Here is a 16038-nt window from a genome sequence, read left to right as displayed (position 1 = left end):
CTCATATACCGTATCCGACGGAAAATGTGTATCTTCCAGTTTGTCCATGTGCCGCTCACCATATTCCCGGATACGTGCGGCGTCCATCGGATCACTCTTTCCACGGCACAGACCTATGCTGTGTCTTATCTCATATCCCGACACATAGCTCACCGGGATGCTCCTGATGTCCGCCAGCTTCAACAGCAAGTCACCATACACTCCCGTATGCTCCGCCACGATACGGCAACCATCAGGAAGCTTGTCGAGAAACCTCTCGATCTGAGCCTTCCTATTTCTTACGACGATGTGTCTGGCTATGCCACGGTTGTCAATAAAACTTACATCAAATTTTTCAGATGCCAGATCAATTCCATAAATTTGCATAATGATTTTCTAATGTGAAGAATCTCCAGGTCGGGGCGGCCGATACTATGATAATAAATTCCAAAGTATAATATCTTTATTTACTCTCTGGCTTTAGCCCTGATAATAATGTCGTACCTGTAACGCGACGTGGTCTTTCAGACCTGAGGTGTGGATAGGCTAACGCGACATTAGGAGGTTCTTCTTTTTTAATTGTTAATATTTTTAAGATTTATCTCTGCAAAGTTAATCTTTTCTTTCATGATGCAAATCTAATAGAGGCGTGGGGTAACTGGATAATTTCATCGCTACGGGCATCGAAGATGTCCGATAATAACACACGCTTCCTGATAATTAGTATAATTGGTGGAATGAAAAATACCTGATATTACCTTGAAATGGTTAAATATCAGATGATTGGTTTAGGTATGCCGGGATGATATTATCGGACATCTTCGATGCCCGTGGCTGTATGTCATCCGATAACCCCACACCTTCACGGCACGCAATTTCGCCCTGCGGGCTTCATTGCGTTGCCGCTCGATGTGGGGCTATGATCGCATCGCAGCTTCGCTGCTTACAGGTTGCCATCCGGGCGATTGGTTATTGCATGACCGGTACATGTAATTGGCAATTTCATCGGAATGGTTAGAATAAGGTGGGGCACTTACAGAGCTATAGATATGGGTCACAGGTATATAGAGGTGGCCGACAGATCTGTAGTGGAGATATTGTTAGATATACTTATTTATTAAGACATTAATTTCAATGAGTCGGTAAGAATTTTGGAATATACTGATAATCAGTAGTTTATGTTTATAGTTTTAATTTTGCAAAAATCTGATATTCAGTCTGTTGTGAAAAACTTACCGAACCATTGAATTTATCCATTGACATTTATTGGCTTTTAGGGTGCTGTTTTTTATCCGTAATTGGGTTACAGGCTGTGCCGTTCCGGTTTGCGGGGATGTGCTTATATCAGATTCAATCTGTAAAAGCTTTGACAAGGACTGCGACACATATCAGGAAAAGTAATATTCCTGAAATCAGGAGGACAGTTCTTTTTCTTGGCGTTTTGTGTTCGCTTCTGATATACATGCCAAGAGATACTCCGTAAATCGCTCCAAGCAGCGGAAGAAATATTGTGAGGGTTTGGAAATTCATGATTTGCTGTCGGTTGTTGGTTTATTACTATAGACAAAATTAAATAAAAAGCCTATATCTCCATTGTTATTTCATGACTTTAACATTCTATAGAGCCGTTTTTTTCATTTGCAATGAAGTGGAAGAAACTACCGACATTTTTGAGAAGAAAAATGTGAATGATTGAGTTGCCTTTCGTTTCCTACTCGCTGTATAGCTACAAGAAAGGCGGCAATGCCGGAATCCTTACTTAAAGGGTGATTCCGATATTGCCGCCAATGTTACAGTGCTTTTCCGTAGGAAAATCCATCCCTTCGGAAATTATTTCATGAAGTAGGTATTTACTTCGGGAGGTTGAAGGCAACGGTCATTTCCTTCATCTGCTCGTCCGACATACCGTCAGGCTCGAAGCCCATGTTCTTGGCGCAGATGTAGATTTGTGCAGACTTGTTGAGCACGTCGACCTGGTCGAATGCTGCCATGATGTCGGTATCGACTGCAAACACACCGTGCTTTTCCCAGAGTGTGACGTCGTAGTCACCGAGTTCCTTGATGGTCGATTCGGCGAGGGCGTTCGATGAGGGAAGCTGGTAGGGGATGATGCCGAGACCACGGGGGCAGAATGCCTTGGTTTCGGGAATCATGCTCCAGAGAAGACGGGTGGCCACATCCTTTTCAAGATACTTCTTGCAGTGGCTGAGGGCCACGAGCTCGATGGGGTGGGTGTGGAGCGATGCCTTGTAGGGAGAACCGTTAGAGATAAGATAGTTGTGGACTGCAAGGTGTGAGGGAAGTTCGGATGTGGGCTTCACGGGGTTGTCAGCGATGATTTCATAGTGAGCGCAGTCGTCGGTGATGCGGATAACTGAACCGTTTTCCATAGGACGGCGGGCAAGGTCGCGCATACGCTTGTTGGTTCCCTTGCAGTAGAAGTAGCATCCCTTGAGTTCGGGGAGGGTGAGACCGATGGGAGTTGCGGGTGCGATGGCAGGCATTTTGCGGATTTCGTCATCCACATGCTCAGTGATGTTGACAGTGATGTTGCCGCCGTTGCGTTCGGCCCAGCCTTTTTGCCAGAGGTAACCGGCTACTTCAGCCACTTTTTCCACTTCCTCGCGAAGAGCGGGACGATTGTCTAAGATAGATGCCATTTTGATAATTTTGTGTATGATTGGTTTTGGGTTGTTCTTTATCCGATTAACTGGGGAAGGAAGCACGACACGATGAGGACGATGATACCGATGACGAGCACGGTGATGGTCCTCGGCGAGCAGCCTTTCCATTCCTTAAGTATGATGCCCCACACGTTGGAGAACACAACGTTGAGCGCCATGAGTATACAGAACGAGAGGGTCATCAGTGTCGGTGAGTCTGTCAGGAAGCCCTTGCCGAGTGCGAGTCCGAAGAACTGGCTGTACCACAGCGCGCCTGCAAGCAGACAGAAAAGGATATTGTTGGCCAGGACGCCACCCTTGGTGTAGTCACCCCAGGTGCGGTTCTTCTGGTTCTGGTAGAAGCAGTAGATGGCGTTGGTCACGAAGCCTCCGAGTGTCACAAGGAATGTGGCCGGAAGTGTTTTGTACATGTCAGGTGTGAGATCGCCGAAGTTGATGCTGCTGCCGAACTCAAGACCGACGTTGAAACAGCCGCTCATGAAACCTGCAAGCAGGGCGATGGTGATGCCTTTAGGGAAATTGAAATCCTTGACGGCAGCCTTCTTCTCTTCTTCGCTGAGAGAGGCGGCCTTCATGGAGCCGGCGATACCGATGATGGCGATACCGATGAGTGTCACGACCACGCCGAGGATTACGGCGAATGTGAGCTGCGACAGCGGATCGTTTTCAGGGAAGAAAATGTTGAGCAGGACGGGACCCATGATGGTGCCGAGGCCTGCGCATGTGCCGAGGGCGATTGACTGGCCGAGGGCCACGCCGAGATAGCGCATGGAGAGTCCGAAGGTCAGACCGCCGACACCCCAGAGTGCGCCGAAGAGTATGGTCATCCAGATGTTGAACGACTGGTCGGCGGTGAAGAGCTCACAGAGCGAGTGGCCCGCCGGAACGGCGAGGAGTGCGCCGAGGAAGGGGAGGATCAACCATGCGAATACGCCCTGTACAATCCAGTAGCTCTCCCAGCTCCATGATTTGATTTTGTTGATGGGAACATAGCAGCTCGACTGGCAGAAAGCTCCGATGGCGATGATAAGTAAGCCGATAAGTATCATGATTGGTAAATTTATGAAGTATAGAGATTAAAGTATAGAGTATAGATATTAGTTTATGTCATTTCGGATGATGGCTTCTCTGTAGCCACTCATGATGCGGGCAAGCTCTTCGATTTGCAGGCGTATGCTGCCGAATTGGTCATGTCCGAGATAGTTCATGTCGCAGGCTAACGTCAGTTGACAGCTTAACTCTGTCAAAGAGCCGTAAGCCACGCTCAGAAAATGAAGTTTTTCTTTCCCGGAAAATCTGCCGGATCCTTCTGCGATATTTGATGCAATAGATACGACAGCACGCCTTATTTGATCTGTCAGCGCAAATTTCTCTTCGTTAGGAAAACTTCTGGTCAGTGTATAGATGGTCTTGACTAAAAGCCTTGATTTCTGCCAAAGCGTCAATCGTTCATAATTGAAAAATATCATGGAGAGAGAAGAAAAAACTATTATCTATACTCTATACTTTACACTCTATACTTAATTTTAACTGCCAGTTAAAATTAACGTTTCGATGTCACGTCGCGTTCGTAGCCTTCTACTTCTGCGATGTAGCTTTCGCCGACGGGTACGTTGTTCTTGAGGCAGAACATGTCGTAGACAGCGTTCCAGGGGAGGTTCTTGCACTCTTCGAGGAGGGCGAGACGCTGGAACTTCTTGTCGGCGAGCTCATACTTGCGGAGGGTATCGGTCGGCTCGAGAAGGGCGCGGAGCATACACTTCTGGGCTGCACGGCTACCGATGACGTAGGCACCGATGCGGTTGAGTGTGCCGTCGAAGTAGTCGAGACCGTAGTGAACGCGGTTGAGGGCACCTGCACGGACGATTTCGCTGAAGAGGTCCATTGTCGGGTCGTCCATGATGGTGACATGGTCAGAGTCCCAACGGATGGGGCGCGAAACGTGGAGCATGAGTTCGGGAACGAAGAGGAGCATGGCTGATACCTTGTCGGCAACGCTTTCGGTCGGGTGGAAGTGGCCGGTGTCAAGAGTGATCATCATGTCGTTCTTGGCTGCGTATGAGGTATAGAAGTCGTTGGAACCTACAGTGTAGCTTTCGAGACCGATACCGAACACCTTTGATTCAACGCAATCCTTCATCCAGTCATATTTGTGTTCGAAAATCTGGTCGAGAGAATCCTTGAGGAGTTCGCGGTACATGTAGCGGTTAACTGTGATGTCCTTCGAGCCGTCGTGTACCCATGTGTTCATGATACAGGGATCCTGCTGGGCTTCACCCATGGCCTGTGCGATGGCGCGGCAGCGCTTTGAGTGTTCGATCCAGAAGTCGCGGATACCCTTGTCGGGGTTCGAGAGGCTGAGGTCGCCGCTCTTGGGGTGAGAGAATGAAGTGGAGTTGAAGTCAAGCTTGATGTCGTTGGCTTTACCCCAGTCAATCCAGCTCTGGAAATGCTCTACAGAGCACTGGTCACGGTCAACGAACTTGTCGCCGAAGTCACCGTAGATTTCATGAAGATTGAGGCGATGCTTGCCGGGGATGAGGCTCATGGCATAGAGGATGTCAGCGCGGAGCTCGTCGATGTTGCGGGCCTTGCCGGGATAGTTACCGTTGACCTGGATGCCGCCGGTGAGTGAACCGCCCTGGTTTTCAAAGCCGGCCACGTCGTCAGCCTGCCAGCAGTGCATACTCAGGTGGAAATCCTGCATTTGTTCGAGGACCTTGTCGGTGTCAACACCTACGGCTGCATAGCGTTCCTTAGCGATTTCATACGCCTTTTTTACTGATTCTTCTTTCATGATGATAAGGTAAAATTTGGTTTGTGGTATAAGAATGTTATTGTTTCATTTTGTTGATTGGTGAGGAGAGAGGGATGGGCCCGGTGTTTATCCGGGGGTGAGCCGCTTATGCCTTTCGCGGCTCGTAGGTCTTGGTCTCTGTCGAGTTGACAGCCACACGGCGCATATCTGCGATGTCGTTGACCTTGCCGTCGGCGCGGAGCTGGACAAGCACGTTGCCGAGAGCGGTTGATTCCGACGGACCTGCTACCACGGGAATACCGATGGCATCAGCTGTCAGTTGCATAAGGTGTGCGTTCTGGCAACCGCCACCTATGACGTGGAGGGTGTTGATTTCGTTGGGCGAAAGCTCGCGCAGCCATCCGAGCACTTCCTTGTAGCGGAGGGCGAGGCTGCGGAAAATCACGCGCATGAAGTCTGCTGCAGTCTCGGGTACACGCTGGTTGGTCTTGCGGCAGTATTCCTTGATGGCCTCGGTCATCGACTTGGGATTTGCGAAAGCGGGATCGTCGGGGTTGATGGTGCTTTCGATGTCAGAAGTCGTGTAGAGGGCGCAGAGGTCGGCGATATTTTCTGGTGCGTCCTTCAGCTCGGTGCGTGAGCGTTCGAGAAGCCAGAGGCCGCAGATGTTTTTGAGGAAACGGATTGAACCGTCGATTCCACCCTCGTTGGTGAAGTTGTATTCAAAGGCCTTGTCGTTGATAATCGGGCCTTTTGACTCGATACCGAGAAGCGACCATGTGCCGCAGCTGAGATAGGCGAACTTCTCATCCTTTGCAGGAACACCGATTACAGCCGATGCGGTGTCGTGGCCTGCCACTGCAACCACGGGGATTGCGCCGAGGCCTGTGGCCTGCTGTACGCCGGGTGTGAGTGTGCCGATGACATAGCCAGGGTTCACGAGTTTGCCGAACTTGTCGGGGGTGAGACCGGCCTTTTCAAGCAGCTCTGCGTCGAGTTCGCCGGTGTTCGGATTGAGAATCTGAGAGGTTGAAGCCACGGTGTATTCTGTCACGGCGTTGCCGGTGAGCATATAGCTCAGTGCGTCGGGCATGAAGAGGATTTTGTCGGCCGTCTTGAGCGCGTTGCCCTCTTTTTTGCTGAGTGTGTGAAGCTGGAAGAGGGTGTTGAAATCCATGAACTGTATGCCGGTCTTCTCATACACCTTCTCGCGGGGCATCTCCTCGCAGAATTTGTCGACAGCACCTGTCGTGTGCGGGTCGCGGTAGCAGTAGGGGAGACCTGCGATTGAGCCGTCGGCGTGGAAGTAGGCCACGTCGCAGCCCCAAGTGTCGATACCTATCGAGCGGGCCACTGTGCCTATTTCTCCGAGTTTCACCGATGCGTTGCGCAGACCTGTGAGAATTTCATTATAGAGCCCGGGGAGGTTCCAGAAAATATGGCCTCCGATCGGGAGCATGGGATGTTTGAAACGGTGGATTTCTTCTGTTTCCACTTTCTCGCCGTCAAACGACGCGAGTATGACTCGACCGCTCGTTGCACCGAGGTCAACGGCGATGTAATAATTCTTTTCGTCAGCTTTCATGGGTGGTGACTGTGTATTTTGAATTGTGGTAAGATTGTTGTATCAGGTGATAATGAGGATATTTGTCGTCTAGGGGTTAATATCCTCTGTTTGCTTCTGTGTCTGGATATGTCGGTTTGCTTTCAAAAAGCGCATGTCTCCGCGCTTCATCCTTTGGTGGAGTGAGGCGCAGAGACAGGCGTGTGTATGTGCTTATTTTTCACGCATGAACACGTTGATCGGGGTGCCGTGGAAGTCCCATGTATCTCGTATCTTGTTCTCCAGATAGCGGCGGTAGGGTTCCTTGACCCATTGCGGCAGATTGCAGAAGAAGATGAAGGTTGGAATCGGCGAGCCCTTGAGCATCGTGACATACTTGATTTTGATAAATTTACCCTTGTTGGCAGGTGGCGGATAAGCGGCGATCGCTTCGAGCATCACGGTGTTGAGCTGTGAGGTCGGGATGATGCGCTTGCGGTTCTCACACACATGGAGTGCGGTTTCAAGCACCTTGTAGATGCGCTGCTTGGTGAGTGCCGAGGCGAAGATGATTGGGAAGTCCACGAAGGGGGCGAAGCGCTGACGGATTGCATCTTCGTAGTGCTTGATTGCTTCCTTCGACTTGTCTTCGACGAGGTCCCACTTGTTGACCACGACCACAAGGCCCTTCTTGTTGCGCTGGATGAGCGAGAATATTGACACGTCCTGCGACTCGATGCCTCGCGTTGCGTCAATCATGAGGATGCACACGTCCGATGCCTCTATGGCACGGATGGAGCGGATGACCGAATAATACTCGATGTCCTCGTTGACCTTTGTCTTCTTGCGGATACCTGCGGTGTCCACCAGATAGAAGTCGAAACCGAATTTGTTGTAGCGCGTATAGATTGAGTCGCGGGTGGTTCCGGCGATGTCGGTGACGATATGGCGGTTCTCGTCGATGAAAGCGTTGATAATCGACGATTTGCCCGCGTTCGGACGCCCCACGATTGCAATCTTGGGAATGTCGTCGAGCTTCTCGGCTTCATCCTCATCCTTTTCGGGCATTTTCTTCACCACTTCGTCGAGGAGGTCGCCTGTGCCGTAGCCGCTCACTGCCGACACGCCCATCGGGTCACCGAGACCGAGGCTGTAGAATTCGGCTATGTTGTAGAGCGAATCCCCGGTGTCGACCTTGTTGGCCACGAGGATTACCGGTTTGGTGGAGCGACGTAGAATCTGGGCCACCTGATCGTCGAGGTCGGTGACTCCGTTGGCTGCGTCAACAACAAAAAGTATTTCGTCGGCCTGCTCGATGGCGAGCTGCACCTGCTTGTTGATTTCGTTTTCGAAGATGTCTTCACTGTTCACAACCCAACCGCCGGTGTCGACGATCGAAAATTCCTTGCCGTTCCAGTCGACTTTGCCATACTGGCGGTCGCGGGTCGTGCCGGCTTCATCGTTGGTGATGGCCGTGCGCGATTGGGTCAGTCTGTTAAAGAGAGTGGATTTGCCCACGTTCGGGCGACCCACTATTGCTATCATTTGTCCCATACATTGATGATTAATGCTGTGAGGGCATAAGTGGGTGACTTATGCCATGCAAATTTAACCAATTATTTCTTAACTCGCAACAATAAGTGTGTCTTTATGTCGTCTTCACTGGTTTTATATGCCTTGATTTACTCGTTTAATCCGCGTCAGTTGACGGGTGTTATCCGACAAAATCCCCTCTGTGGCGACAGTATTGCGCTTTCTGTCCGTCCGTCCCTTTTTTGAGGGATTGAAGGTGGGTTTGGAGCATCGACACACTCAAAATTGAACTTTAAAATATTAATTTGGTTAAATATTGTGAAAAACCGGAATAATCTTTCAAAATATTTGGAAGATATTCCGGAGAGTGTTACTTTTGTAACAAGTTTTTCATGGTATTAGATTTAAGGTAAAAAAGTCATTCGTCGGGATGACGAGTAATTTTTTTTGCCCCGAATTTTTCGGGGCAATGTTCTCAACAGGTCTTACGTTCCATAAACGGATTGAGACGATGCCAATCCGCGATCGGAGGCATGACGCCCATTTCGATCACTTCATCGCGAAGCTTGCAAAGATGCTGGTAGCTCTTTTCAAGCTCTTTTTCTTCTTCGGGGGTACCGTTGATAGGCTTGCATTCCACACCGTTCTTGCTGATGGTTGTCTCCATTGCCATCATGATGTGCTTGAAGCGGTCGTTGTTGACATAGGTTCCTGCAGGCCAACGGAAGGGTTGTCCGCCCATAGCTGCAGCAATCATTTCGATTGACAGATAAGCCGGGCTCTGGAACGATGAGCGTCCGCGAAGTTCGATGATTTTCTTTCCGCCTTGGATGACGCGCTCCTTAAGAGCAATCCAGTCTTCGAGCGGGAGTTTAGGTGTGCCGATGATGTCGACAAGGGGTTTGCCGTCGACTGTGGTGGTCGATGCGAACACTGCCATCTGCTCTCCGTGGCCTCCGTAGGTTCGGCTGTTGACGATTTCGTCGGCGGGAACTTTGAGGTATTTCGAAAGCTCGTTTCTCAGACGTGTGCTGTCGAGAGCTGCGAGGGTAGTCACCTTTGAAGGCTCAAGTCCTGAGTAAAGGAGGATGATGAGGCCGGTAATGTCGGCGGGGTTGAAGATGACGACGATGTGTTTCACGTCAGGACAATATGTCTTGACATCCTTGCCGAACTGCTCGGCAATCTGTGCGTTGCCTTTGAGAAGGTCCTCACGGGTCATGCCTGCCTTGCGCGCGGCACCGCCCGACGAGACGATGTATTTTGCATCGGTAAGGGCCTCCTTGATATCGGTTGTGTAAGTGATGTTCACTCCTTCAAAACCACACTGTAACAGTTCTTCTGCCACACCTTCGAGGGCAGGACCGTAGGGATCATAAAGGCAAATGTTAGGTGTGAGGTGCATCATTACCGCAGTCTGCGCCATGTTTGAACCGATCATGCCGGCGGCTCCGACAATGGTCAGTTTCTCATCTGTTAAAAATTCCATGATTATACCTTGATTTAATAATTAGGATTGATTGAATTACTTAAATCATAACATGGAATCCCCCCTAAATGTTGATTCAGGATATTTTCGTGCTGATAATTTGGTGAGGTCGACGGTAATCAGTCACGAAGGTTATCTCAAAGTTGAGATCTGTTCGATAATGTCACGAGGATCGATTTCTGTGTCCTTTAATAATTTCATAGGGTCATAACCGAGAAAGACAATATACTTTTTTATTAGTTCAAAATTCGCTATTGCATAGCTTAGATTGATTTCTCCTTCATTGTTGAAGCAGATTGCTTCATGGTGGGCTATTCTGTTTCTGAATGATTTTATTTGTTGTAATTCATTGAAAATAGGACGTTGGGCAAGTCCGTGTGTCTTGTTTGGAAATATCCGGAGGAGTGTATTCCCTCCATTTCTGTAAGGTAGTTTGTTGAAAAGATAGGTCCAGAATCCAAATGTAACTGATGAAACCAATCTGTCGTTTGAATAACGTTTGTGACGATATAAGTCATTTGAAGTCCTGATTACATCATTTCGTTGTGGAGCTGTTGACAGCATACGGTCGTTCGCACATTGGTTCAGGATCCAGTTTTCATCGTTGAAGTGAATCCGGTAATGATTGTTGATGGCATTGCGCAAGACAACTTCAAATATGTTAAGTATTCCGTAGAATTTTTGACAAATTCTTATGTTATATCGATATAAAGTTAGAGCCTTGCTTTTATGACCATGACATGCTGATAGATAGCGGTTGAGTCTGGCGACTGAGAATGCTTTTTCGTAGTCCTCGTAATTCATTGGATAATTTTAACTTGGATATATTGCAAACTCAAATAAAAATTACTAATTTTGCAACGGAATCCCCCGAGTGTCCCTGTTGATGAAACAAACCTCGGGGTTTAGTTTTTTTATGTCGGTTCTTAGATGAAACCCGGAGACAGAAAATTTAAATCGAAAAACAATAATCAGGTTTGACTATCCTTGTCATCATTTTCCTGAATTGGTAAACATTTTTAAGGTTGCCTCATAGATTTCCATGCGTGCATTACGCTCGTCAATGGTTTCTTTGCGTTCATCTGAACGCGACATGTGTTCAATGAACCTGCGGGCATCGTTGCCCTTGAGTATCGGTGTCTCTTTTATAGGTCGTGCCATTGTCTATTAAGTTTAATACTTGCAAAAATAACGATTTTATGCAAGATAAACAAACTGTTACGCCTTTCGGACAATTAAATATGGTACATGATTGAAAAAATCTCACTACCTTTGCAGTCGATTTTGCAGGCCGCTTTTCCACTGTTGGCTTTTCTGAGGTGGGGATTATGGTTGCAGGGTCAGTTTTCAGGTAAAAAAGATATTGATTATGAGTGCATCAAAGACTCTTTCACACGATGACACACAGGTAAAGGAAAAACTTTGGAATTCCAACTATTGCAAGGCTATGGCCGGGAATTTCATGATGTTTTTCTCCTTCTATCTTCTCACACCGCTTCTCCCGATCTATCTTGACGCACAGTTCCATGCCGATAAAGACCTCATCGGACTTGTCCTTTCAGGCTATGTTGTCGCTGCCCTCATCGTGAGGCCCTTCAGCGGATTCATTGTCGACAGTTTCAACCGCAAAAAGGTGTTGATGCTCTGTTTCTTCGCCTTTTTCATCTGTTTCACAGGCTACATCGGTGCAAGCACCATACTCATGTTTGCCATTGTCCGCACCATCCACGGACTACCATTCGGAGCGACAACGGTTGCCAACAGTACGGTCGCAATCGACGTGCTCCCGTCGTCGCGCAGAAACGAGGGCGTGGGTTACTATGGTCTCAGCAACAATCTTGCGATGGCGATAGCTCCATCGGCCGGAATCTATATCTATTCGCTGACCGACAATTTTTCTTTCCTTTTCTGGATTTCGCTGTTCGTGGCGTTTGGCGGCTTCTATATGGCATGTTCCATCAAGCTTCCTCCGCGCAATCTTGTCGAGGGTAAACCAAAACTCAGTCTTGACCATTTCTTCCTTGGAAGGGCATGGCTCATGGCGGTCAACATCCTCCTTTTCGGCCTTTGCTGGGGTGTGATGAGCAACTATGTCGCTCTTTTTGGCAAGCAGGAACTCGGTATCACCGACGGCACCGGTCTCTTCTTCGCCTTCCTCTCGGCAGGTCTGTTCGTATCGCGTCTCTACGGTGTGAAATCTCTCCGCGAGGGTCGGCTTACTGAAAATGCCCTCGAAGGAGCGCTGATAAGTTGTGTCGGCTACACTCTGTTTGCCCTCTGTCCAGGAGCGTGGGCCTATTATGGCGCGGCCATACTCATCGGTCTTGGCAACGGACGCATGTATCCTGCGTTCCTCAACATGTTCATCTGTGTCGCGCGCCGTGACCAGCGTGGGACGGCCAACTCCTCCATCCTCACCGCATGGGACTGCGGAATGGGTCTGGGAATCCTCCTTGGCGGTTTCCTTGCCGAGTACATAAGTTTCTCCGCAGCCTTCTGGGGCGCCGCAATCTCGCAAATTACGGGGACACTGTTGATTATCTTCCTGACGCGCAGTTTCTTCAAAGCGCGTATGCTCCCGGAATACTTCCCCAAGTCCGGTGAACAATAAGATTGCCGGGATAGTTCATATATTATATAATGTAGAATGAGGCGTGGCGGCTCTTGTCAGCCGCCGTCCGGAATACTTCGGATTGGCAGTCAATGCGGTAACATGCTGTCCGGATAAATCCAACGTTGGGTTTCCGTCTCTTTTCGCGTTTCAGTTATTTTGAGAAAGGTAAAATATAGATGGCAGTAAATGCAAGCACCTCAACCGAGGACCTTGGAGTGAAGTCAGTCGGCAAACTCCTTGCTCAATATTCCGTACCGGCGATTATCGCCAGTGTGGCTACTTCGCTGTATAATATCATTGACAGTATCTTCATCGGACGTGGTGTCGGCCCAATGGCCATTGCCGGGCTTGCCATCACCTTCCCGCTGATGAACCTCGTCGCGGCCTTCTGTATGCTCATCGCGGCCGGTGGTGCCACAATCGTCTCGATTTTCCTCGGACAGAAGAACTATTCGAGGGCGACTGATGTGGTGAACAATGTCTTCACTCTCTGTCTCATCCATGCCTTCCTTTTCGGTGGCCTGACGTTGATATTCCTCGATCCCATACTTCTCTTCTTCGGTGCGACTGAAGCTACTATAAGCTATGCCCGCGAGTTCATGCAGGTGATTCTCTGCGGAACGCCGATTCTCTATGTGTTCATCGGTCTCAACAACCTGATGCGAGCCACAGGCTATCCGCGCAAAGCCATGATTTCGGCTCTCATTTCGGTCTTTGTCAACCTTATCCTCGCGCCAATCTTCATTTTTGTTCTTGACTGGGGTATTCGTGGAGCGGCATTGGCAACTGTCTGCGGACAGTTCTCAGCCTTCGTGTGGGTGTTGTCCCACTTCCTTTCCAAGAAGAGTTCAATCCACTTCCAGCGTGGTAACAAATGGCTCTCGTGGACGATTATCAAGCGCATTTATGCCATCGGTCTTTCCCCCTTCCTCATGAACGTCTGTGCCTGCGTGGTGGTGATTTTCATCAACCGTGCGCTTCTTGACTACGGCGGTGACGATGGCAACCTTGCCGTGGGAGCCTACGGTATCATCAACCGCACCACAATGTTCTTCGTGATGATAGTCTTCGGTGTCACTCAGGGTATGCAGCCTATTCTGGGCTACAACATCGGTGCCAACAACTTCGACAGGGTCAAACGTGTGCTTCGCCTCGGTATCTGGATTGGTGTGGGCATCACTTCAATTGGCTGGATTATAAGCGAGGGTATGCCGGACACTGTATCATCGCTCTTCACAACCGACGAGACCCTCACGCGCATAGCCCGCGAAGGTTTCAGAATCTATTTCATCGCCTATCCTGTGGTCGGTTGTCAGATTGTGATTCAGAACTTCTTCCAGAGTGTCGGAAAGCCTCAGATGTCAATTTTCCTCTCGTTGACCCGTCAGCTTCTCTTCCTCATTCCCTTCCTCATCATCCTTCCTCGCCACTGGGGTGTCCCCGGAGTCTGGGCTTCGATGGCCGGATCTGACTTCATCGCCTTTGTGGTCGCTGTCGTGACCCTCTGGTGGTGGATGGGCCACACAATGCGCCGCATGGAGCAACGCGCCCAATCCCTCAACCCCGAAGAGTAGCTACATCATTTTCAAAACTCAAAAATAACTTCAAGCGTAAAAACATCAGGCTTGTAGGGACGCGCTGTAGCGCGTATGCCCAATGAACTCCAAATAGATACCAAATAAACTCCCAATCTTCCCCCATAAAAATCTCCTCACCACCAAAACTCAAAAACAACCGAAAATACAATGCAGGAAACAATCGATATAAGGGTCACCCCAAAAGTTGCCGGTGAACCGATGCTTCTTAAAGCCGACCTCTCAAACCGTCTCGGCGTAGATGCCAACGCCATAAAGCATATCACTGTCATTCGCCGCTCAATAGATGCACGTCAGCGTCAGGTGATGGTCAACCTCTCCCTTAAAGTCTACATCAACGAACTCCCCGACAATACCTCCCTTGTCCGCCCTGTTGACTACAGACCTGTCGACGGTTCCCGTCAGGCAATTGTGATCGGAGCCGGTCCAGCCGGACTTTTTGCAGCCCTCCGTCTGATTGAGCTTGGCATCAAACCGATACTTCTCGAACGCGGAAAGGATGTTGATTCCCGCCGTAAGGACATGGCAGCCATTGCCCGCGAGGGTGTGGTCGATCCCGATTCCAACTATTGCTTCGGCGAGGGTGGGGCAGGAGCCTATTCTGACGGCAAGCTCTACACGCGTTCGAAAAAACGCGGGTCGGTCGACAAGATTCTCCACATTTTCGCCCAGCACGGGGCTTCGGAGGATATTCTTGTCGATGCTCATCCCCACATTGGCACCGACAAACTCCCCGACGTTATCAAGGCGATGCGTGAGACCATCATCCGTTGCGGAGGTGAGGTTCACTTCGCGACAAAGGTGACCGATCTTATCATTGAAAACGGTGAGGTAAAGGGTGTTACTGTTGCTGACGGCAGCACCTTCCATGGCCCCGTGATTCTTGCCACAGGTCATTCGGCCCGTGATGTCTACCGTATGCTCCACTCGCGCGGTGTCGGCATGGAGCCGAAGGGTCTTGCCATCGGTGTCCGCCTCGAACATCCGCAGCAACTCATCGACCGCCTGCGCTATCACTCCAAAGAGGGCAGGGGTAAGTATCTCCCTGCTGCGGAATACACTATGTTGACGCGAGTTGATGACCGTGCGGTCTATTCTTTCTGCATGTGTCCCGGTGGTTTCATCATCCCTGCTGCAAGCGAGGACGGACAGCTCGTTGTCAACGGCATGTCGCCTTCCAACCGTGGAACCCGTTGGGCCAACTCTGGCATGGTTGTCGAGATTCTGCCTGAAGATGTACCCGCGACGGACGAGGCTGACGACACTCTGAAGATGATGCACTTCCAGGAGCGCATCGAAAAAGCCTTCTGGGAGGAGGCCGGACGGACTCAGAACGCTCCCGCACAGCGTATGGCCGACTTCGTAAATTCCCGTCAGTCAGCGGACCTCCCCGCCACCTCCTACGCTCCCGGCATCCACTCCTCGCGCATCGACCGTCTGCTCCCCAAAGGTATCGCGCGCCGTCTGCAGCAGGGTTTCAAGGATTTCGACCGTAAGAACAAAGGTTTCCTCACCAACGACGCGGTGCTTATCGGTGCCGAGACCCGCACCTCCTCCCCGCTTCGTATTCCCCGCGATCCGGAGACTCTTGCACATATTTCCGTGTCCGGACTTTTCCCGACAGGCGAGGGTGCAGGTTACGCCGGAGGCATCGTTTCCGCCGCTATTGACGGTGATCGCGCAGCGGACGCGGTGGCGGCTCATATGCAGAAATGATTTGGAGATTCGGCCTGTTTTCAGGCCGATTACCTCGCATAATCATTATAAGTGGGTAATCGGATGATATAATAATCATCGAAAGTGGGTATTTTGTCGTCGTTTTGGATACAGTAATTTTGTATCG

At 49.9% G+C, this 16038-nt stretch carries 13 protein-coding genes; 3 read left to right on the top strand and 10 right to left on the bottom strand.

The window, feature by feature from the left end; translation table 11 throughout:
• From QZ310_RS10595 to QZ310_RS10550, 10 genes are all read right to left on the bottom strand, one after another.
• On the bottom strand, positions 1-366 hold a 366-nt coding region (locus tag QZ310_RS10595; RefSeq protein WP_297072578.1), incomplete at its 3' end, for a transposase.
• Positions 367-1829: 1463 nt separating this feature from the next.
• Positions 1830-2639 (bottom strand): rhamnulose-1-phosphate aldolase, encoded by an 810-nt coding sequence (rhaD, locus tag QZ310_RS10590; RefSeq protein ID WP_297072576.1) that lies wholly within the window; start codon positions 2637-2639, stop codon positions 1830-1832.
• 38 nt (positions 2640-2677) lie between these two features.
• Positions 2678-3715 (bottom strand): L-rhamnose/proton symporter RhaT, encoded by a 1038-nt coding sequence (locus QZ310_RS10585; protein WP_297072582.1) that lies wholly within the window; start codon positions 3713-3715, stop codon positions 2678-2680.
• 45 nt (positions 3716-3760) lie between these two features.
• On the bottom strand, positions 3761-4132 hold the full coding sequence (locus QZ310_RS10580) for a four helix bundle protein (protein ID WP_297072573.1): 372 nt from the start codon (positions 4130-4132) through the stop codon (positions 3761-3763).
• Between the two features lie 74 nt (positions 4133-4206).
• A complete protein-coding gene (locus QZ310_RS10575) occupies positions 4207-5463 on the bottom strand; it encodes an L-rhamnose isomerase (protein WP_297072580.1) in 1257 nt (418 codons plus the stop codon).
• Between the two features lie 103 nt (positions 5464-5566).
• Positions 5567-7006, bottom strand: coding sequence for a rhamnulokinase family protein (locus QZ310_RS10570; protein ID WP_297072570.1), 1440 nt, complete (start codon positions 7004-7006; stop codon positions 5567-5569).
• 192 nt (positions 7007-7198) lie between these two features.
• Positions 7199-8518, bottom strand: coding sequence for a ribosome biogenesis GTPase Der (der, locus tag QZ310_RS10565; protein WP_297072567.1), 1320 nt, complete (start codon positions 8516-8518; stop codon positions 7199-7201).
• A gap of 454 nt (positions 8519-8972) precedes the next feature.
• Positions 8973-9986: a malate dehydrogenase gene (locus tag QZ310_RS10560; RefSeq protein ID WP_297072565.1), complete on the bottom strand. Its 1014-nt coding sequence runs from the start codon at positions 9984-9986 to the stop codon at positions 8973-8975.
• Between the two features lie 132 nt (positions 9987-10118).
• On the bottom strand, positions 10119-10790 hold the full coding sequence (locus QZ310_RS10555; RefSeq protein ID WP_297072563.1) for an Abi family protein: 672 nt from the start codon (positions 10788-10790) through the stop codon (positions 10119-10121).
• Between the two features lie 189 nt (positions 10791-10979).
• Positions 10980-11147, bottom strand: a complete 168-nt coding sequence (locus tag QZ310_RS10550) for a hypothetical protein (protein ID WP_297072560.1) — start codon at positions 11145-11147, stop codon at positions 10980-10982.
• 208 nt (positions 11148-11355) lie between these two features.
• Between QZ310_RS10550 and QZ310_RS10545 the strand changes: the two genes are divergently transcribed.
• From QZ310_RS10545 to QZ310_RS10535, 3 genes are all read left to right on the top strand, one after another.
• On the top strand, positions 11356-12597 hold the full coding sequence (locus QZ310_RS10545; protein WP_297072558.1) for an MFS transporter: 1242 nt from the start codon (positions 11356-11358) through the stop codon (positions 12595-12597).
• A gap of 179 nt (positions 12598-12776) precedes the next feature.
• Positions 12777-14174, top strand: a complete 1398-nt coding sequence (locus QZ310_RS10540; RefSeq protein WP_297072555.1) for an MATE family efflux transporter — start codon at positions 12777-12779, stop codon at positions 14172-14174.
• Between the two features lie 171 nt (positions 14175-14345).
• Positions 14346-15911, top strand: coding sequence for an NAD(P)/FAD-dependent oxidoreductase (locus tag QZ310_RS10535; protein ID WP_297072553.1), 1566 nt, complete (start codon positions 14346-14348; stop codon positions 15909-15911).
• Positions 15912-16038 lie beyond the last annotated feature (127 nt).

Source organism: uncultured Duncaniella sp. (assembly GCF_910577345.1).
GTDB lineage: Bacteria > Bacteroidota > Bacteroidia > Bacteroidales > Muribaculaceae > Duncaniella.
This window is presented reverse-complemented; position numbering and strand designations above follow the sequence as displayed.